Origin of the sequence: Sphingomonas sp. Leaf231 (genome assembly GCF_001421995.1) — a bacterium.
GTDB lineage: Bacteria > Pseudomonadota > Alphaproteobacteria > Sphingomonadales > Sphingomonadaceae > Sphingomonas.
This window is the reverse complement of record NZ_LMLS01000004.1, coordinates 227,719-244,976: the sequence shown is the minus strand read 5'-3', so window position 1 is coordinate 244,976 and position 17,258 is coordinate 227,719. Positions and strand designations below refer to the sequence as shown.

Annotated in this window: 27 protein-coding genes; all 27 read left to right on the top strand. The window is 64.9% G+C overall.

Annotated features, from left to right (window positions below; all coding sequences use genetic code 11):
- The first annotated feature begins 74 nt into the window (after positions 1-74).
- The 27 genes from fusA (at position 75) to rpsM (ending at position 17,242) form a co-directional block, all read left to right on the top strand.
- A complete protein-coding gene (gene fusA / locus ASE95_RS14275) occupies positions 75-2,150 on the top strand; it encodes an elongation factor G (RefSeq protein ID WP_056637597.1) in 2,076 nt (691 codons plus the stop codon).
- Between the two features lie 217 nt (positions 2,151-2,367).
- A complete protein-coding gene (gene tuf, locus ASE95_RS14270) occupies positions 2,368-3,561 on the top strand; it encodes an elongation factor Tu (RefSeq protein WP_056637594.1) in 1,194 nt (397 codons plus the stop codon).
- A gap of 209 nt (positions 3,562-3,770) precedes the next feature.
- Entirely contained in the window at positions 3,771-4,079 is a 309-nt protein-coding gene (gene rpsJ / locus ASE95_RS14265; protein ID WP_007406109.1) for a 30S ribosomal protein S10, read from the top strand.
- A 293-nt stretch (positions 4,080-4,372) separates the two neighbouring features.
- Complete coding sequence (rplC, locus tag ASE95_RS14260; RefSeq protein ID WP_056637591.1) at positions 4,373-5,125, top strand: 50S ribosomal protein L3; 753 nt, start codon at positions 4,373-4,375, stop codon at positions 5,123-5,125.
- A gap of 2 nt (positions 5,126-5,127) precedes the next feature.
- On the top strand, positions 5,128-5,742 hold the full coding sequence (gene rplD, locus ASE95_RS14255) for a 50S ribosomal protein L4 (protein WP_056637587.1): 615 nt from the start codon (positions 5,128-5,130) through the stop codon (positions 5,740-5,742).
- Positions 5,735-6,049 (top strand): 50S ribosomal protein L23, encoded by a 315-nt coding sequence (locus ASE95_RS14250; RefSeq protein ID WP_056637584.1) that lies wholly within the window; start codon positions 5,735-5,737, stop codon positions 6,047-6,049. The genes rplD and ASE95_RS14250 overlap by 8 nt, the downstream gene beginning before the upstream one ends.
- A 1-nt stretch (position 6,050) precedes the next feature.
- Complete coding sequence (rplB, locus tag ASE95_RS14245; protein ID WP_056637582.1) at positions 6,051-6,884, top strand: 50S ribosomal protein L2; 834 nt, start codon at positions 6,051-6,053, stop codon at positions 6,882-6,884.
- Positions 6,884-7,159, top strand: a complete 276-nt coding sequence (rpsS, locus tag ASE95_RS14240; RefSeq protein WP_022687062.1) for a 30S ribosomal protein S19 — start codon at positions 6,884-6,886, stop codon at positions 7,157-7,159. The genes rplB and rpsS overlap by 1 nt, the downstream gene beginning before the upstream one ends.
- On the top strand, positions 7,159-7,536 hold the full coding sequence (gene rplV, locus ASE95_RS14235) for a 50S ribosomal protein L22 (RefSeq protein ID WP_056637578.1): 378 nt from the start codon (positions 7,159-7,161) through the stop codon (positions 7,534-7,536). Before rpsS ends, rplV begins: the two co-directional genes overlap by 1 nt.
- Positions 7,536-8,243 carry a 30S ribosomal protein S3 gene (gene rpsC / locus ASE95_RS14230; RefSeq protein WP_056637574.1) on the top strand — a complete coding sequence of 236 codons (708 nt, stop codon included), beginning with the start codon at positions 7,536-7,538 and terminating at the stop codon, positions 8,241-8,243. The genes rplV and rpsC overlap by 1 nt, the downstream gene beginning before the upstream one ends.
- 12 nt (positions 8,244-8,255) lie before the next feature.
- Positions 8,256-8,690 carry a 50S ribosomal protein L16 gene (rplP, locus tag ASE95_RS14225; protein ID WP_056637571.1) on the top strand — a complete coding sequence of 145 codons (435 nt, stop codon included), beginning with the start codon at positions 8,256-8,258 and terminating at the stop codon, positions 8,688-8,690.
- 1 nt (position 8,691) lies between these two features.
- On the top strand, positions 8,692-8,895 hold the full coding sequence (gene rpmC, locus ASE95_RS14220) for a 50S ribosomal protein L29 (protein WP_056637567.1): 204 nt from the start codon (positions 8,692-8,694) through the stop codon (positions 8,893-8,895).
- A 13-nt stretch (positions 8,896-8,908) separates the two neighbouring features.
- Positions 8,909-9,181, top strand: a complete 273-nt coding sequence (gene rpsQ / locus ASE95_RS14215) for a 30S ribosomal protein S17 (RefSeq protein ID WP_056637564.1) — start codon at positions 8,909-8,911, stop codon at positions 9,179-9,181.
- A gap of 227 nt (positions 9,182-9,408) precedes the next feature.
- The gene (rplN, locus tag ASE95_RS14210) at positions 9,409-9,777 is read left to right on the top strand and encodes a 50S ribosomal protein L14 (RefSeq protein ID WP_007406105.1); all 369 of its coding nucleotides are present in this window, start codon (positions 9,409-9,411) and stop codon (positions 9,775-9,777) included.
- Positions 9,777-10,094, top strand: a complete 318-nt coding sequence (gene rplX, locus ASE95_RS14205) for a 50S ribosomal protein L24 (RefSeq protein WP_056637561.1) — start codon at positions 9,777-9,779, stop codon at positions 10,092-10,094. The genes rplN and rplX overlap by 1 nt, the downstream gene beginning before the upstream one ends.
- Positions 10,087-10,674, top strand: coding sequence for a 50S ribosomal protein L5 (gene rplE / locus ASE95_RS14200; RefSeq protein ID WP_082450150.1), 588 nt, complete (start codon positions 10,087-10,089; stop codon positions 10,672-10,674). Before rplX ends, rplE begins: the two co-directional genes overlap by 8 nt.
- Before the next feature lie 35 nt (positions 10,675-10,709).
- Complete coding sequence (gene rpsN / locus ASE95_RS14195; RefSeq protein WP_056637554.1) at positions 10,710-11,015, top strand: 30S ribosomal protein S14; 306 nt, start codon at positions 10,710-10,712, stop codon at positions 11,013-11,015.
- A gap of 9 nt (positions 11,016-11,024) precedes the next feature.
- A complete protein-coding gene (gene rpsH / locus ASE95_RS14190) occupies positions 11,025-11,420 on the top strand; it encodes a 30S ribosomal protein S8 (RefSeq protein ID WP_056637552.1) in 396 nt (131 codons plus the stop codon).
- The gene (gene rplF / locus ASE95_RS14185) at positions 11,420-11,953 is read left to right on the top strand and encodes a 50S ribosomal protein L6 (RefSeq protein WP_056637548.1); all 534 of its coding nucleotides are present in this window, start codon (positions 11,420-11,422) and stop codon (positions 11,951-11,953) included. The genes rpsH and rplF overlap by 1 nt, the downstream gene beginning before the upstream one ends.
- Positions 11,950-12,300: a 50S ribosomal protein L18 gene (gene rplR / locus ASE95_RS14180; RefSeq protein WP_056637545.1), complete on the top strand. Its 351-nt coding sequence runs from the start codon at positions 11,950-11,952 to the stop codon at positions 12,298-12,300. The genes rplF and rplR overlap by 4 nt, the downstream gene beginning before the upstream one ends.
- Positions 12,301-12,303: 3 nt before the next feature.
- The gene (gene rpsE / locus ASE95_RS14175; protein ID WP_056637542.1) at positions 12,304-13,083 is read left to right on the top strand and encodes a 30S ribosomal protein S5; all 780 of its coding nucleotides are present in this window, start codon (positions 12,304-12,306) and stop codon (positions 13,081-13,083) included.
- 6 nt (positions 13,084-13,089) lie between these two features.
- Complete coding sequence (gene rpmD, locus ASE95_RS14170; RefSeq protein WP_056637539.1) at positions 13,090-13,269, top strand: 50S ribosomal protein L30; 180 nt, start codon at positions 13,090-13,092, stop codon at positions 13,267-13,269.
- Positions 13,270-13,380: 111 nt separating this feature from the next.
- Positions 13,381-13,902, top strand: a complete 522-nt coding sequence (gene rplO, locus ASE95_RS14165; RefSeq protein ID WP_056637536.1) for a 50S ribosomal protein L15 — start codon at positions 13,381-13,383, stop codon at positions 13,900-13,902.
- A gap of 260 nt (positions 13,903-14,162) precedes the next feature.
- On the top strand, positions 14,163-15,509 hold the full coding sequence (secY, locus tag ASE95_RS14160; protein WP_056637534.1) for a preprotein translocase subunit SecY: 1,347 nt from the start codon (positions 14,163-14,165) through the stop codon (positions 15,507-15,509).
- Positions 15,510-15,552: 43 nt separating this feature from the next.
- Positions 15,553-16,209, top strand: a complete 657-nt coding sequence (locus tag ASE95_RS14155; protein ID WP_056637531.1) for an adenylate kinase — start codon at positions 15,553-15,555, stop codon at positions 16,207-16,209.
- Between the two features lie 226 nt (positions 16,210-16,435).
- A complete protein-coding gene (locus tag ASE95_RS14150) occupies positions 16,436-16,684 on the top strand; it encodes a hypothetical protein (RefSeq protein WP_443025462.1) in 249 nt (82 codons plus the stop codon).
- A gap of 189 nt (positions 16,685-16,873) precedes the next feature.
- Positions 16,874-17,242 carry a 30S ribosomal protein S13 gene (gene rpsM, locus ASE95_RS14145; protein ID WP_056637528.1) on the top strand — a complete coding sequence of 123 codons (369 nt, stop codon included), beginning with the start codon at positions 16,874-16,876 and terminating at the stop codon, positions 17,240-17,242.
- The last annotated feature ends 16 nt before the right edge of the window (positions 17,243-17,258 follow it).

The following is a 17,258-nucleotide window of genomic DNA, read 5'->3' as shown; positions in this document are numbered from 1 at the left end:
CGTCTTCAATCTGACCTATATCGTGGGGAGCCGGCGACATGCTGCGCTCCCCACATCGTTAAGGAAGCCTGACCATGGCCCGCAGCCATCCGCTCGAGAAATATCGCAACATCGGCATCATGGCGCACATCGACGCCGGCAAGACGACGACGACCGAGCGCATTCTTTACTACACCGGCAAGTCCTACAAGATCGGCGAAGTGCACGAAGGCACCGCCACGATGGACTGGATGGAGCAGGAGCAGGAGCGCGGGATCACGATCACGTCGGCTGCCACGACCTGTTTCTGGAACGACCACCGCATCAACATCATCGACACCCCCGGGCACGTCGACTTCACGATCGAGGTCGAGCGTTCGCTGCGCGTGCTGGACGGTGCGATCACCTGTTTCGACGGCGTGGCCGGCGTCGAGCCGCAGTCGGAGACCGTGTGGCGTCAGGCCGACAAGTACCACGTGCCGCGCATGTGCTTCGTCAACAAGCTGGACCGCACCGGTGCCAATTTCGAGCGTTGCGTCGAGATGATCCGCGATCGTCTGGGTGCGCGCACGGCCGTGCTGTACCTGCCGATCGGGATCGAGGGCGGCTTCAAGGGTCTGGTCGACCTGGTCGAGAACCGTGCGATCATCTGGCTTGAGGAATCGCTGGGCGCTAAGTTCGAATATCGCGACATTCCCGAGGATCTGGCCGATGCCGCAGCGACGGCGCGTTCCGAGTTGATCGAGATGGCGGTCGAGCAGGACGATGACGTCATGGAGGCGTATCTCGAGGGCAACGAGCCCGACGTCGCCACGCTGAAGCGCCTGATCCGCAAGGGCACGCTGACCTCGGCGTTCGTGCCGGTGCTGTGTGGTTCGGCGTTCAAGAACAAGGGCGTCCAGCCGTTGCTCGACGCGGTGATCGACTATCTGCCGTCGCCGCTCGACGTGCCCGCCATCAACGGCGTGAAGCTCGACGGCGAGACCGAGGACGTTCGTGCGGCAAGCGACGAGGCGCCGTTCTCGGCGCTGGCGTTCAAGATCATGAACGATCCGTTCGTCGGCACGCTGACCTTCGCGCGCATCTATTCGGGCAAGCTCGAAACCGCGTCGTCGGTGCTGAATTCGGTGAAGGACAAGAAGGAAAAGGTCGGCCGCATGCTGTTGATGCATGCGAACGATCGCGAGGACATCCAGGTCGCCTATGCGGGTGATATCGTGGCGTTGGCGGGTCTGAAGGATACCACCACCGGCGACACGCTGTGCGCGCAGAACAACCCGATCATCCTCGAGCGGATGGAGTTCCCGGACCCCGTCATCGAAGTGTCGGTGGAGCCCAAGACCAAGGCCGACCAGGAGAAGATGGGCGTCGCGCTCAATCGTCTCGCACGCGAGGATCCGTCGTTCCGCGTGTCGACCGACCACGAGAGCGGCCAGACCATCCTGAAGGGGATGGGCGAGCTTCACCTCGAGATCATGGTCGATCGCATGAAGCGCGAGTTCAAGGTCGAGGCGAACGTCGGTGCGCCGCAGGTCGCGTATCGCGAATACCTCAAGAAGCCGGTCGACATCGACTACACCCACAAGAAGCAGTCGGGCGGCACGGGCCAGTTCGGCCGCGTGAAGGTGAAGCTGACGCCGGGCGAGCGCGGTGCCGGCATCCTCTTCAAGGACGAGATCAAGGGCGGCAATATTCCCAAGGAATATATCCCGGCGATCGAGAAGGGCTTCCGCGAGACCGCGGCGACCGGCTCGCTGGTCGGCTTCCCGATCATCGACTTCGAGATCGTGCTGTATGACGGCGCGTACCACGACGTCGACTCGTCGGCGCTGGCATTCGAAATCACCGCCCGCGCCGCGATGCGCGAAGCGGCGCAGAAATCGGGCATCACGCTGCTCGAGCCGGTCATGAAGGTCGAGGTCGTCACCCCGGAGGATTATTTGGGCGACGTCATCGGCGACATGAACAGCCGTCGCGGGCAGATCCAGGGCACCGACAGCCGTGGCAACGCGCAGACGGTCGAGGCGATGGTGCCGCTGGCGAACATGTTCGGCTACGTCAATGCGCTGCGTTCCTTCACCCAGGGACGCGCCAGCTATTCGATGGAGTTCTCGCACTATGACGAAGTGCCGCAGAACGTCGCCGACGAAGTGAAGGCGAAGCTCGCATAATCGCACGGCGCCCGGTCCGCCGGGCGCCGACACGATGCGAGCCGGTCGGCGGGGTGGCTGTGCCGACCCGTCCGACGGCAGGGGTTTCACTCCCGTGCCGGCCTGCCAGCCCCGGTCTTGATCGGCTAGGGTTTGCGAAACCGAGAAACACCCGTTATGGGGCCGCGTTCTGTTGCGGCTCCGTTCGCGAAGACGAATCCAAGAAGGTAGGGAAACAATGGCTAAGGCTAAGTTTGAGCGGAACAAGCCGCACCTGAACATCGGCACCATCGGTCACGTCGACCATGGCAAGACCTCGCTGACCGCGGCGATCACGAAGGTGCTGGCAGAGACGACCGGCGGCACCGCCGTCGATTTCGCCAACATCGACAAGGCGCCGGAAGAGCGTGAGCGCGGCATCACGATCTCGACCGCGCACGTCGAGTACGAGACGAGCAACCGTCACTACGCACACGTCGATTGCCCCGGGCACGCCGATTATGTGAAGAACATGATCACCGGCGCGGCGCAGATGGACGGCGCGATCCTGGTCGTCTCGGCGACCGACGGCCCGATGCCGCAGACCCGTGAGCACATCCTGCTCGCACGCCAGGTCGGCGTTCCCGCGATGGTCGTGTTCATGAACAAGGTCGATCTCGTCGACGACGAGGAAATACTCGAGCTGGTCGAGCTGGAAGTCCGCGAGCTGCTCAGCTCGTACGAGTTCCCGGGTGACGACATTCCGATCATCAAGGGTTCGGCGACCTGCGCGCTGTCGGGTTCGGACCAGAAGCTGGGCCAGGACGCCGTTCTGGAGCTGATGAAGGCCGTCGACGAGTACATCCCGCAGCCGGAGCGTCCGCTGGACAAGCCGTTCATGATGCCGATCGAGGACGTGTTCTCGATCTCGGGTCGCGGCACGGTGGTGACCGGTCGCGTCGAGACGGGCATCGTGAAGGTCGGCGAGGAAGTCGAGATCGTCGGTATCCACCCGACCGTCCGCAAGACCACGGTCACCGGCGTCGAGATGTTCCGCAAGCTGCTCGATCAGGGTCAGGCCGGCGACAACGTCGGTGCGCTGATCCGCGGCGTGGCGCGTGACGAGGTGGAGCGCGGCCAGGTGCTGTGCAAGCCGGGCACGATCAAGCCGCACACCGACTTCGCGTCGGAAGTGTACGTGCTGTCGAAGGACGAGGGTGGCCGTCACACGCCGTTCTTCGCCAACTATCGTCCGCAGTTCTACTTCCGCACCACGGACGTGACCGGCACCGTCGAGCTGCCCGAGGGCACCGAGATGGTCATGCCGGGCGACAACGTCGCGCTCGGCATCAAGCTGATCGCGCCGATCGCGATGGACGTCGGGCAGCGCTTCACCATCCGTGAGGGTGGCCGGACCGTCGGCGCCGGTGTCGTCAGCGGCATCACCAAGTAAGGACGCCGGGCCGCTTCGGCGGTCCGTCGCAAAAGCGGCCGCCCGGTGTACCGAAAGGTGCGCCGGGCGGTTGCCTTTTAATGAGGGCGGCCGTATGGCCGCCCTTCGGTTTTCTTTCGAGAACAGCAAGAGGTGCTCTCGATTCGTCTGACGGGTCATCCGGCGGGCGGAACGGGCAGGTGCCCCGCTCTTTCGCATTGGTAGGGACTATGGACAGCAACATCCGCATCCGCCTGAAGGCGTTCGATCATCGCGTGCTCGATCAGGCGACCGGCGACATCGCCGACACCGCGCGCCGCACCGGCGCGCTCATCCGTGGCCCTATTCCGCTCCCGACCCGTATCGAGAAGTTCACGGTCAACCGTGGGCCGCACATCGACAAGAAGTCGCGTGAGCAGTTCGAGGTCCGCACCTACAAGCGGATGCTCGACATCGTTCAGCCAACGCCGCAGACCGTCGACGCGCTGATGAAGCTCGACTTGGCGGCCGGTGTTGACGTCGAGATCAAGCTGGCCTAATTGGCCCGCTCCCGCGGTTGACGTGAGTCCCGCGGGTTTGCCGTTTCCGCTCTGCGGCATGGCAGCGGAGATGCCCGGGAATACCGGCGCTCCGTGATGATTGAGATACCGCCGGCCGCTCTCGGGTGGCCGGGCCAGCGTCTCCCGTCTGCCTCCCTCAGGGGAGGCGCCTTGCCCGGGACGGGGGCGCGCTTCGCATATTCCGGGTGGGAAATTGAGCGGCGCCGCAGGGCGTCGTTCGCAAGCACCCTGGGGATGGGCTTCAGGGTGCCTCTGTCAAGGAGCAACGGATCATGCGTACTGGCGTGATCGCGAAGAAAATGGGGATGACCCGCCTGTTCCAGGACGATGGTCGGCACGTGCCGGTCACCGTCTTGCAGATCGAGGCGCTTCAGGTCGTCGCTCGTCGCGAGAATGATCGGGATGGCTATACCGCCGTCCAGCTTGGCGCAGGTGTCGCCAAGGCAAAGAATGTCGCCAAGCCGCAGCGCGGCCATTTCGGCAAGGCCGAAGTGGAGCCAAAGGCTGTCGTGCACGAATTCCGCGTGACCGAGGACAACCTCCTCGACGTCGGCGCGGAGTTGTCGGCCGACCATTATGTCGCCGGTCAGCTGGTCGACATCCAGGGTCGTACGCAGGGCAAGGGCTTTGCCGGCGCCATGAAGCGCTGGAACTTCGGTGGTCTGCGCGCGACGCACGGCGTGTCGGTCAGCCACCGTTCGCATGGTTCGACCGGTAACCGCCAGGATCCGGGTCGCGTCTTCAAGAACAAGAAGATGGCCGGCCACATGGGCGACCGCAACCGCACGCAGCAGAACCTCGAGATCGTCGGCACCGACGTGGAGCGCGGCCTCATCTTCGTGAAGGGTTCCGTGCCCGGCTCGAAGGGTGGCTGGCTGTTCGTCAAGGACGCCGTCAAGCAGGATCGCCACGAAGGTGCGCCGTTCCCGGCGTCGATCAAGGCGGCCGCCAACAACAACACCGCGGCGAACACGCCGGCCGATGCGTCGGTCGACACGCCCGCGGCCGACGGCCAGGAGGGCTGAACGTGAAGGTCAAGGTTTCCTCCTTTGCCGGCACCGACGCAGCGGATATCGAGCTCAACGACGAGGTCTTCGGCCTCGATCCGCGCGCCGACATCCTGCACCGCGTCGTGACCTGGCAGCTCGAGAAGCGTCGCGCCACCGCGCGCGGCACCCGCGAGCGTGCGGACGTCGCGCGTACGGGCAAGAAGCTCGGTCGCCAGAAGGGCGGCGGCGTCGCCCGTCACGGTGATCGCCGCGCTCCCGTCTTCGTCGGCGGTGGTAAGGCTCACGGTGCACGCGTTCGCGATTTCAATCCGGGTCTCAACAAGAAGATCCGCGCATTGGGTCTCAAGATGGCGCTCAGCAGCCACGCCAAGGCGGGCTCGCTGATCGTCCTGGAAGGTTTCGAGGTCGCCAAGACCAAGGAACTGAAGGGCCATTTCGCGACGCTGAACGCAGGCAAGCGGACGCTGGTGATCGACGGCGAGGCGGGCGAAGGCTTCCGCGCCGGTCGCAATCTGCCGGGCGTGGACATGCTGCCGGCCGTGGGCGCCAACGTCTACGACATCATCAAGGCCGATACGCTGGTGCTGACGCGCGCAGCGGTTGAGAAGCTGGAGGCGCGCTTCAATGGCTAAGCCGACCAAGGCGATCGACAACCGTCACTATGACGTGATTGTTGCGCCGCACATCACCGAAAAGGCCACGCTGCTTTCCGAGCACAATGCGGTGGTCTTCAAGGTCGCCAACAAGGCGACCAAGCCCGAGATCAAGGCGGCTGTCGAAGCGCTGTTCGACGTCAGCGTCGTCGGCGTGAACACGATCGTCCAGAAGGGCAAGACCAAGCGCTGGAAGGGTGCGCCCTATCAGCGGTCCGACATGAAGAAGGCGATCGTCACGCTCCGCGAGGGGCAGTCGATCGACGTTACCGAGGGGGCCAAGTAACATGGCACTCAAGCATTATAACCCGACCTCGCCGGCACAGCGCGGCCTGATCCTCGTCGACAAGTCGTCGCTGTGGAAGGGCAAGCCCGTCAAGGCGTTGACCGAGGGCAAGCGCAAGAGCGGCGGCCGCAACAACAAGGGCCACGTGACGTCGCGCGGCATCGCGGGCGGCCACAAGCAGCGGTATCGTTTCATCGACTTCAAGCGTCGCACCTGGGACGTCGAGGGCACGGTCGAGCGGCTGGAATATGATCCCAACCGCACCGCGTTCATCGCGCTGATCAGCTACCCGGACGAGGAGCAGGTCTACATCATCGCGCCGCAGCGTCTGGCGGTGGGTGACAAGGTGATCGCCGGTCGGAAGACCGACGTGAAGCCGGGCAATGCGATGGAACTGGGTCAGATGCCGGTCGGCACCATCGTCCACAACGTGGAGATGAAGCCGGGGAAGGGCGGGCAGATCGCCCGTTCGGCCGGCACCTACGTGCAGGTCGTCGGTCGCGATCGCGGGATGGTGATCGTTCGCCTGAACTCGGGCGAGCAGCGCTACATCCATGGCGATTGCATGGCGACGGTCGGCGCGGTGTCCAACCCGGACAACCAGAACCAGAACCTCGGCAAGGCAGGCCGTACCCGCTGGATGGGCAAGCGCCCGTTGACGCGTGGTGTGGCGAAGAACCCGGTCGACCACCCGCATGGCGGTGGTGAAGGCCGGACCTCGGGCGGCCGTCATCCGGTCACGCCGTGGGGCAAGCCGACCAAGGGTGCGCGCACCCGCCACAACAAGTCTACGGACAAGATGATCATCCGTAGCCGTCACGCGAGGAAGAAGTAATGGCGCGCTCCGTTTGGAAGGGCCCGTTCGTCGAGCTGAGCCTGTTGAAGAAGGCCGAAGTGGCACAGGATGCGGGCGGCCGTGCGCCGATCAAGACCTGGTCGCGTCGTTCCACCATCCTGCCGCAGTTCATCGGCCTGACCTTCACCGTCTACAACGGACGCAAGTTCGTTCCCGTGACGGTCAACGAGGACATGGTCGGCATGAAGCTGGGCGAGTTCGCGCCGACCCGGTATTTCCCGGGTCACGCAGCTGACAAGAAGGGCAAGCGCTGATGAGCAAGCCTGTTTCCCCCCGCAAGGTCGGTGACAAGGAAGCCTTGTCGGTCGGCACGCAGATCCGTGGTTCGGCGCAGAAGCTGGGCCTGGTCGCGGCGCTGATCCGCGGCCGCTCGGTCGCCGACGCGATGAACATCCTCGCCTTCTCGAAGAAGTCGATGGCCGTTGACGCGCGCAAGGTGCTGGCCTCGGCCATCGCCAATGCCGAGAACAACCACAACCTCGACGTCGACGCACTCGTCGTGTCCGAGGCGTCGGTCGGCAAGTCGATCACCATGAAGCGGTTCGCCACGCGCGGCCGCGGCAAGTCCACCCGCATCCTCAAGCCGTTCTCACGGCTGCGGATCGTCGTGCGCGAGCAGGAAGAAGCCTAATGGGTCACAAGAGCAATCCCATCGGTCTGCGCCTGCAGATCAACCGCACCTGGGACAGCCGCTGGTACGCCGAGGGTGGCGATTATCGCCGCCTGTTGCTGGAGGATCTGAAGATCCGTCAGTATATCATGAAGACGCTGCCGCAGGCCGCGATCTCCAAGGTGGTGATCGATCGTCCGGCCAAGCTGTGCCGCATTTCGGTGTTCGCTGCCCGTCCGGGCGTGATCATCGGCAAGAAGGGGTCGGACATCGAGAAGCTGAGGAAGATCCTCGGCGCGATGACCAGCTCGGAAGTGTCGCTGAACATCGTCGAGATCCGCAAGCCGGAAGTCGATGCGCGCCTTGTGGCGCAGGGCATCGCCGACCAGCTGGAGCGTCGTATCGCGTTCCGCCGCGCCATGAAGCGCGCGGTGCAGTCCGCGATGCGTCTCGGCGCCGACGGCATCAAGGTGTATTGCGGTGGCCGACTGGGCGGTGCGGAAATCGCGCGTTCGGAGAGCTATCGTGAGGGGCGGGTGCCGTTGCACACGCTGCGCGCCAACATCGACTATGCCCATGCCGAGGCGCATACCGCGTACGGCGTGTGCGGCGTCAAGGTGTGGGTGTTCAAGGGCGAGATCCTCGGTCACGACCCGTTCGCCACCGATCGCCTGATGATGGAGGCCCAGACCTCCGGCGTGCGCCCGGCGCGCGACGATCGTCGCTAAGGATAAAGAGCAATGCTGCAACCGAAGCGCACCAAGTTCCGCAAGGCGTTCAAGGGCCGTATTCACGGCGACGCCAAGGGCGGCACGACGCTGAACTTCGGCTCCTATGGCCTGAAGGCGATGGAGCCGGATCGTATCACCGCGCGTCAGATCGAGGCGGCCCGCCGCGCGATCACGCGTCACATCAAGCGCCAGGGGCGTCTGTGGATCCGCGTGTTCCCGGACGTGCCGGTGTCGAGCAAGCCCGCCGAAGTTCGCATGGGCTCGGGCAAGGGTTCGCCGGAGTTCTGGGCGGCACGCGTCAAGCCGGGCCGGATCCTGTTCGAGCTCGACGGCGTCGAGGGGCCGCTGGCCGCGGAGGCGTTCGAACGCGCCGCGATGAAGCTGCCGATCAAGACCAAGGTCGTGGCGCGCCTGGGCGACACCTCGCACCTGGGAGGCGAGTAAGATGGCGAAGATCGACTATAACGGGCAAAGCGACGACCAGCTCTCCGAGAGCTTGGGCAACCTGAAGCGCGAGCAGTTCAACCTGCGCTTCCAGGCCGCGACCAGCCAGCTGGAAAAGCCGAGCCGCGTGCGTGAGGTCCGCAAGGATATCGCGCGCATCAAGACCCTGCAGACGCAGCGCACCGCTGCGGCTGTGGCCAAGTAAGAGGACGACGCACATGCCGAAGCGCGTGCTGACCGGAGTGATCGTCTCCGACAAGGGCGAAAAGACGGTGGTCGTGAACGTGGAGCGCAAGGTCAAGCACCCGCTCTACGGCAAGATCATTCGCCGTTCGAAGAAGTATCACGCCCATGACGAGGCGAACGAGTACAAGGCCGGTGAGACGGTGCGCATCGAAGAGATTGCGCCGATTTCCAAGCTGAAGACGTGGAAGGTGCTGGACCGCGTGAACACGCACGTGGCACCGGAGCGGGTCGACGTCGACGCGTAAGCGTCGCTAGATGAGAGCCCCCCGATCGTTTCGTGCAGGGTCCGGGCGTCAGCCCGGAGACCACATGAGCGAGCGGGGGCGCGACGTAGGGTGGGGGCTTGCCTTCTACCGACGGGGCGGCTACCGGGCTGCTCCCCCTGGCGCGGGTTCGCCCGCACGCCGGGGGTCGATATTTTTAGGCGGGGTTGGGTCGGTATCCACCCCAAGAGCGAGAAGGAAGCGGATCCATGATCCAGATGCAATCCAATCTCGACGTCGCTGACAACAGCGGCGCGAAGCGGGTGCAGTGCATCAAGGTGCTGGGTGGTTCCAAGCGCCGTACTGCCAGCGTCGGCGACATCATCGTCGTCAGCGTGAAGGAAGCGCAGCCGCGTGGCCGCGTGAAGAAGGGCGACGTTCACCGCGCGGTGATCGTGCGCACCGCCAAGGACATCCGTCGCGCCGATGGTTCGGTGATCCGTTTCGACGGCAACGCCGCGGTGCTGGTCAACAAGAACGAGGAGCCGATCGGCACCCGTATCTTCGGCCCGGTGGTTCGCGAACTGCGTGGCAAGAAGCACATGAAGATCATCAGCCTTGCGCCGGAGGTGCTGTAATGGCCGCCGCGAAGATCAAGAAGGGTGACCAGGTCATCGTCCTGTCCGGCAAGGACAAGGGCAAGACCGGCACCGTGACCGCGGCGATGCCGCGCGATGGCAAGGTGATCGTGGGCGGCGTCAACGTTGCGACCCGTCACCGCAAGCCCGATCAGTCGAATCCGCAGGGCGGTCTCGAGAAGATCGAGGCGCCGATGCACATCTCGAAGGTGGCGCACGTCACCGCCGACGGCAAGCCGACCCGCGTCCGTTTCGAGACGCAGGACGGCAAGAAGGTCCGTGTGGCCGTCAAGACCGGGGAGAAGATTGGTGGCTGACGCCTACAAGCCCCGCATGAAGGCGATCTATGACGATCGCATCATCGCGGCGATGACCGAGAAGTTCGGTTACAAGAACGCGCTGGAGATCCCGCGCATCGACAAGATCGTGCTCAACATGGGCGTGGGCGAAGCGACGCAGGACAAGAAGCGCGTCGACCAGGCCGCGTCCGAGATGGAGCTGATCGCGGGCCAGAAGCCGGTCATCACCAAGGCGAAGAAGTCGATCGCGCAGTTCAAGCTGCGCGAGGGCATGCCGATCGGCGTGAAGGTCACCCTTCGTCGCGAGCGGATGTACGAGTTCCTCGACCGTTTCATCACCATCGCGCTCCCGCGCGTCCGCGATTTTCGCGGGCTGAACCCGAAGAGCTTCGACGGCCGTGGCAATTACGCCTGCGGCATCAAGGAGCAGATCGTGTTCCCGGAGATCAACTATGACCGCATCGACAAGGTGCGCGGTATGGACGTGATCGTGACGACGAGTGCGAAGACCGACGACGAGGCGCGCGAGCTGCTGCGTTTGTTCGGTTTCCCGTTCCCGATCGAGGAAGAAACGACCGAAGAGAAGAAGGCGGCATGACCGCCCTTCTGGTCTGACAAAGAGAGCTTAAGTCCATGGCGAAACTGAGTTCCGTGAACAAGAACGAGCGTCGCAAGAAGCTGGTGGCGCAATATGCGCCCAAGCTGGCGAAGCTGAAGGCGACGGCCAACGACCAGTCGCTCGACGAGACCGAGCGTCTCATCGCGCGCCTGAAGATGGCCGAGCTGCCGCGCAATTCGAATCCGACGCGCGTTCGCAACCGCTGCGCGCTGACCGGTCGTCCGCGCGCCTACTACCGCAAGTTCGGGCTTGCCCGTGTGATGCTGCGCGATCTGGCCAACAAGGGCCTGATCCCGGGTCTCACCAAGTCGAGCTGGTAAGGACGTAAGATGGCAGTGACCGATCCCCTGGGTGACCTGCTCACCCGTATCCGCAATGGCCAGCGCGCGAAGAAGGACAGTGTCCTTTCGCCGGCGTCCAAGCTGCGCGTCCGCGTGCTCGATGTGCTCCAGCGCGAAGGCTACATCCGTGGCTATTCCGAGGAGCAGATGGGGCCCGCCGCCGGCGTGCGCATCGAACTGAAGTATTTCGAGGGCCAGCCCGCGATCAAGCATGTCGCGCGCGTCTCCAAGCCGGGCCGTCGCGTCTATTCGGGTTCGACCGAATTGCCGCGCGTCATGAACGGCCTGGGCATCACCATCGTCTCGACGCCGCGCGGCGTGCTTTCCGATGCGGAAGCACGCGAGCAGAACGTCGGTGGCGAAGTGCTGGCGGAGGTGTTCTGATGAGCCGCATTGGCAAGAAAGCGGTCCCGATCCCGTCGGGCGTGACCGCGACCCGCAGCGGCAGCGAGCTGTCGGTCAAGGGGCCGAAGGGCACCCTGACGATGCCGTTGTCCGAGCATATCAGCTACGACCTGCAGTCGGATGCGATCGGCGTGACGCCGGCCAACGACACCAAGCGCGCGCGCGCGTTCTGGGGCATGCAGCGGACGCTTGTACAGAATTTGGTGACCGGGGTGACCGAGGGCTTCAGCAAGAAGCTGCTCATCACCGGCGTCGGCTATCGTGCCGCCGCACAGGGCCGCAACCTGAAGCTGCAGCTCGGCTACAGCCATGACGTCAACATCGACGTGCCGGAAGGCATCGAGGTAAAGACGCCGGACGCGACCACGATCGAGATCAGCGGTTCGGACAAGCAGAAGGTCGGTCAGCTGGCCGCCGAGATCCGCCGCTGGCGCAAGCCGGAGCCGTACAAGGGCAAGGGCATCAAGTACGCGGGCGAGTTTATCTTCCGTAAGGAAGGGAAGAAGAAGTGACCAAGGGTCTTTCGCTTTTCGACAAGCGGCGTCGCCGCAACCGCACCGCGCTTCGTGCGCGTGCCGGCAATCGTCCGCGCCTGTCGATCCATCGTTCGGGCAAGCACATGTATGCGCAGGTCATCGACGACGTGCAGGGCCGCACCGTGGCCTCGGCGTCGACGCTGGCCGGGCACGAGGGCAAGACCGCCAATGCCGAGGCGGCTGCCGCCGTCGGCAAGCGCGTGGCGGAGGCTGCCAAGGCAGCCGGTGTCACGCAGGTCGTCTTCGATCGTGGCGGCTTCCTGTTTCACGGCCGCGTGAAGGCGCTGGCCGAGGCGGCGCGCGAAGCCGGACTGGAGTTCTAAGACATGGCTGACGAGAACAACCAGCAGCCGCAGGCTGTAGAGAACGAAGCCGCCGCAGCGGCGCCGCAGGACGGCAATGCGGGCGGTTACCAGGGCGGCGGCGAGCGCGGCGCACGTGGCGGCCGCGGTCGCGGCGGCCCGGGTGGCGGCGGTGGTCGTGGTGGCCCCGGCGGCAATCGTGGCGGCGGCCGTGACGGTCGCGGCGGGCGTCGCGACGACCGTCGTGGCGGGCAGGACGATGGCGGCGAAGAGCTGATCGAGAAGCTCGTCCACATCAACCGCGTCTCGAAGACGGTGAAGGGCGGCAAGCGCTTCGGCTTTGCCGCGCTGGTCGTCGTGGGCGACGGCAAGGGTCGCGTCGGCTTCGGTCACGGCAAGGCGCGCGAAGTGCCGGAGGCGATCTCCAAGGCGACCGCCGCCGCCAAGAAGAAGATGCTGCGCGTGCCGCTGAAGGAAGGTCGCACGTTGCACCATGACGGCAACGGCCACTTCGGTGCCGGCCGCGTTACCGTCCGCTCCGCGCCGCAGGGCACGGGGATCATCGCGGGCGGCCCGATGCGCGCCGTGTTCGAGAGCCTGGGCGTCCACGATGTGGTCACCAAGTCGATCGGTACGTCGAACCCGTACAACATGATCCGGGCAACGTTCGAGGCACTGGGCAGCCAGACCTCGCCGAAGTCGGTAGCGCAGCGTCGCGGCAAGAAGATCGCCGACCTGCTGGGCCGCGCACATGGTGCCGACGCGCAGACCGCCGAGGCGGATGCCGCGGCAGTGGTGGAGTAAGGCGACATGGCGACCATCAAGGTAAAGCAGACCGGATCGCCGATCCGTCGCACCAAGGACCAGCGCGCGACCCTCGTCGGGCTGGGCCTGAACAAGATGCACAAGGTGTCCGAACTCGAAGACACCGACTCGGTGCGCGGCATGATCCGCAAGGTGCAGCACATGGTCGAGGTGGTGGAGGGCTGAGCCCTTCGTCAAACGACAGGTGACAGGACCATGGAAGGGGGCTAAGCGGCCCCCTTCCTCATTTTGACGTTTACTTTTTCAGCGCGACCAAAGCGAAAGCGAGTGCATAACATGAAGCTCAACGAACTCAGCGACAACCAAGGCGCCCGTCACCGCAAGATGCGCGTCGGACGCGGCATCGGCTCGGGCAAGGGCAAGACCGGCGGTCGCGGCCAGAAGGGCCAGAAGAGCCGTGAAGGCGTGTCGATCGCAGGTTTCGAGGGCGGCCAGATGCCGCTTCACATGCGTCTGCCGAAGCGTGGCTTCAACAACATCTTCGCCAAGGATTATGCCGAGGTGAACCTGGGCGCGATCCAGAAGGCGATCGATTCGGGCAAGCTGACCGCGACCGACATCGACCATGCGACGCTGAAGGCCGCCGGCCTGGCGCGCGGTGGCAAGGACGGGGTTCGCCTGCTCGCCAAGGGTGAGTTCTCGGCGAAGCTGAACTTCACCGTGCAGGGCGTCTCGGCCGGTGCGCGTACCGCCGTCGAGAATGCCGGCGGTTCGGTGAACGTGCCCGAGCTGGTCGCTGCGGCGGACAAGGCCAAGGCCAAGCACCGCACCGCTCAGGCGGCCCGCAAGCAGGCGTGAGGCGACATGGAGGGGGCGTGGCACCAGCTACGCTCCCCCATGCCGGCGTATCGCGACGCGACTTTCGCTCGTGGTGCGCGTCTCCCTCGATCACCGGTGCGATCGCGCGCCGGTGCGGAGCAGACACCGGGTCTCGTCATCGCCGTGCCGCGCCGGGTTCGACAAGACCGGGTTAGACAAGGCGCGCCAAGCGCCTATATGAGCGGCGGGGCGGTATAAACGCATCCCGCCGTTCTTCGTTTCCAGGATACACCGACACGATGGCATCCGCAGCCGACCAGATGGCGCAGAGCATCAGCCTTGCGAAGTTTTCGCAGGCTACCGACCTCAAGAAGCGACTGTGGTTCACGATCGGCGCGCTGATCGTTTTCCGTCTGCTCAGCTACGTGCCGCTGCCGGGGATCGACCCGACGCAGCTGGGCGTGCTGGCCGAGCGGATGAAGGGCGGCGTGCTCGACTTCTTCAACACCTTCTCGGGCGGGTCGCTATCGCGCGCATCGCTGATCGCGCTGGGGGTGATGCCCTACATCACCGCCTCGATCGTCGTGCAGCTGTCGACGTCGCTCAGCCCCCAGCTTGCCGCGATCAAGAAGGAAGGCGAGTCGGGCCGCAAGAAGCTCAACCAATATACCCGCTACGGCACCGTCGGGCTGACCGCCGTGCAGGGCTATTTCATCGCGCGCGGGCTGGAGGCCGGCGGTGCGGTGATCGAGCCGGGGATGTTGTTCCGCGTCGGCGCGGTGATCTCGCTTATCGGCGGCACGATGTTCCTGATGTGGCTGGGTGAGCAGATCACCAGCCGCGGCATCGGCAACGGAGTCTCGCTCATCATCATGGCCGGCATCGTCGCGCATCTGCCGACGACGCTGCTCAACCTGCTGGAAGGCGGGCGGTCCGGTTCGACCAGCGCGGTGTCGATCATCGCGATCATCCTTGTGGTCGTCGGGCTTATCCTGCTGATATGCTTCATGGAGCGGGCGCAGCGGCGCATCCTGATCCAATATCCCAAGCGGCAGACGCAGCGCGGGATGCAGGCGGACCGCAGCCACTTGCCGCTTAAGATCAACACCGCCGGCGTGATCCCCCCGATCTTCGCCTCTTCGCTGCTGCTGTTGCCGCTGACGATCACGCAGTTCGCGGGCAACCGCGTCGCGGGCGAGAGCCGGTTCGGCGACGTCCTGATCGCGCTGAACCAGTATCTCCAGCACGGGTCGCCGGTGTACATGGCGCTTTACGCCGCTGGCATCATCTTCTTCTCGTTCTTCTACACGGCGGTGGTGTTCAACCCCGAGGAAACGGCGGAGAACCTGAAGCGCTACGGCGGGTTCATCCCCGGCATTCGTCCGGGCAAGAACACCGAGAGCTATTTCGATTACGTGCTGACGCGCATCACGGTGATCGGCGCGGCGTACCTCACCTTCATCTGCGTGGTGCCGGAATATCTCGTGTCGGCGCTGTCGATCCCTTTCTATCTGGGCGGGACCAGCCTGTTGATCGTCGTCAACGTGACGATGGACACGGTTACGCAGATCCAGTCGCATCTGCTGGCGCATCAATACGGCGACCTCATCAAGAAGGCCAAGCTCAAGGGCGCGCGCCGCCGCTGACGGACAAGCGCCCGACAGGAACGGGCGGCAAGGGGAGATTAGCGTGAACATCATTCTGCTGGGGCCGCCGGGGGCGGGCAAGGGAACCCAGGCGCAGCGGCTGGTCGAGAACCATGGCCTGGTCCAGCTTTCGACGGGCGACATGCTGCGCGCCGCGGTGAAGGCCGGCACTCCGGTCGGCTTGCAGGCCAAGGCGGTGATGGAGGCGGGTGAGCTCGTTTCGGACGCGATCGTCTCCGCGTTGATCGGCGAACGCCTCGACGCGGGCACCGCCAATGGCGCTATCTTCGATGGCTATCCGCGCACCGCGGCGCAGGCCGACGCGCTCGACCTGTTGCTCGACGAGCGCGGCCAGCGATTGGACGCGGTGATCGAGCTTGAGGTCGACGAGGATGCGCTGGTCGAGCGTATTGTCGGGCGGTTCACCTGTGGCAATTGCGGCACCGGTTATCACGACTCGTTCAAGCAGCCGCGCGTCGAGGGCACATGCGACGTGTGCGGCGCGCATGACTTCAAGCGGCGGCCGGACGATAACGAGCAGACGGTGCGCACGCGCATGGCGGAATATCGTGCCAAGACCGCGCCGATCATCCCGATCTACGAAGCGCGCGGGCTCGTTTCGCGCGTCGATGGCATGGGGCAGATCGATGCGGTGACCGATCAGATCGAGACGATCCTGCGGACCGCGCCTGCGGCCTGACGTGACGGAACGCCGGTCGGCGGTTCATGCGTCGATGTACTTCCGCCGTGTGGGGGTTGTCAGGGTGGCGGCAGAAAGCGCTGCCCCCGTTACCTCCGGACTGTAGAATGACGTCGCCGATGGGCGCTCATCTGCCGAGGGATGCGGGTGGCCGGCGCGCCCCCCCTGTTCGCCGTCGGCTTTCCGCGGTTCGGGTACGGGCTGGCCGCGGCGGCCGTGATCCGGCATGACCGACCACATGGACGCTCTTACTGCCTTCGGACTTTTCGCCGTCACCTTCATGCTGGTCTGCTATGTCCTGGAGGACCGCGCGCCGTTCTGGACATTCCTGTTCGCGCTGGGATGCCTGATGGGATCGGCGTATGGCTTTCTTCAGGGAGCATGGCCGTTCGGGGTGGTGGAACTAGCCTGGTTCGTGGTGGCGTTGCGGCGCTGGTGGCAGTTGCGCGGGATCGCTCGGGAACCGGTTGCTTGACACGGCGTTAGCGCGCCCCTAACGCCTCTTTCTTCCGAACCACCGATTCCCGGCGGCGCATGTTCGTGCACGCCGTCTTCCTGCGTCCAGCAGGGGAGGCAAGGGAAGCGGCGGGGCGGATGCGCAATGCGAAGAGATGGGATGCGTGGCAGCCATGCCGCAGCCCGTGGAGCACAGGAGAACAAGTTCATGGCACGTATCGCGGGTGTCAATATCCCGACCAACAAGCGCGTTCTGATCGCGCTGACCTATATCCACGGCATCGGTCCGGCCAAGGCGCTGGAAATCACCACGAAGCTGAACATTGCCGCCGATCGTCGCGTGCAGGACCTGAGCGATCAGGAAGTGCTGCAGATCCGCGAGACGATCGATGCCGACCACACGGTCGAGGGTGATCTGCGTCGCGAGACCGCGATGAACATCAAGCGTCTGATGGACCTGGCTTGCTACCGCGGCCTGCGTCACCGCAAGGGCCTTCCGGTCCGCGGGCAGCGCACGCACACCAACGCCCGTACCCGCAAGGGCAAGGCGAAGCCGATCGCGGGCAAGAAGAAGTAAGCGGACGGTCTGCGGA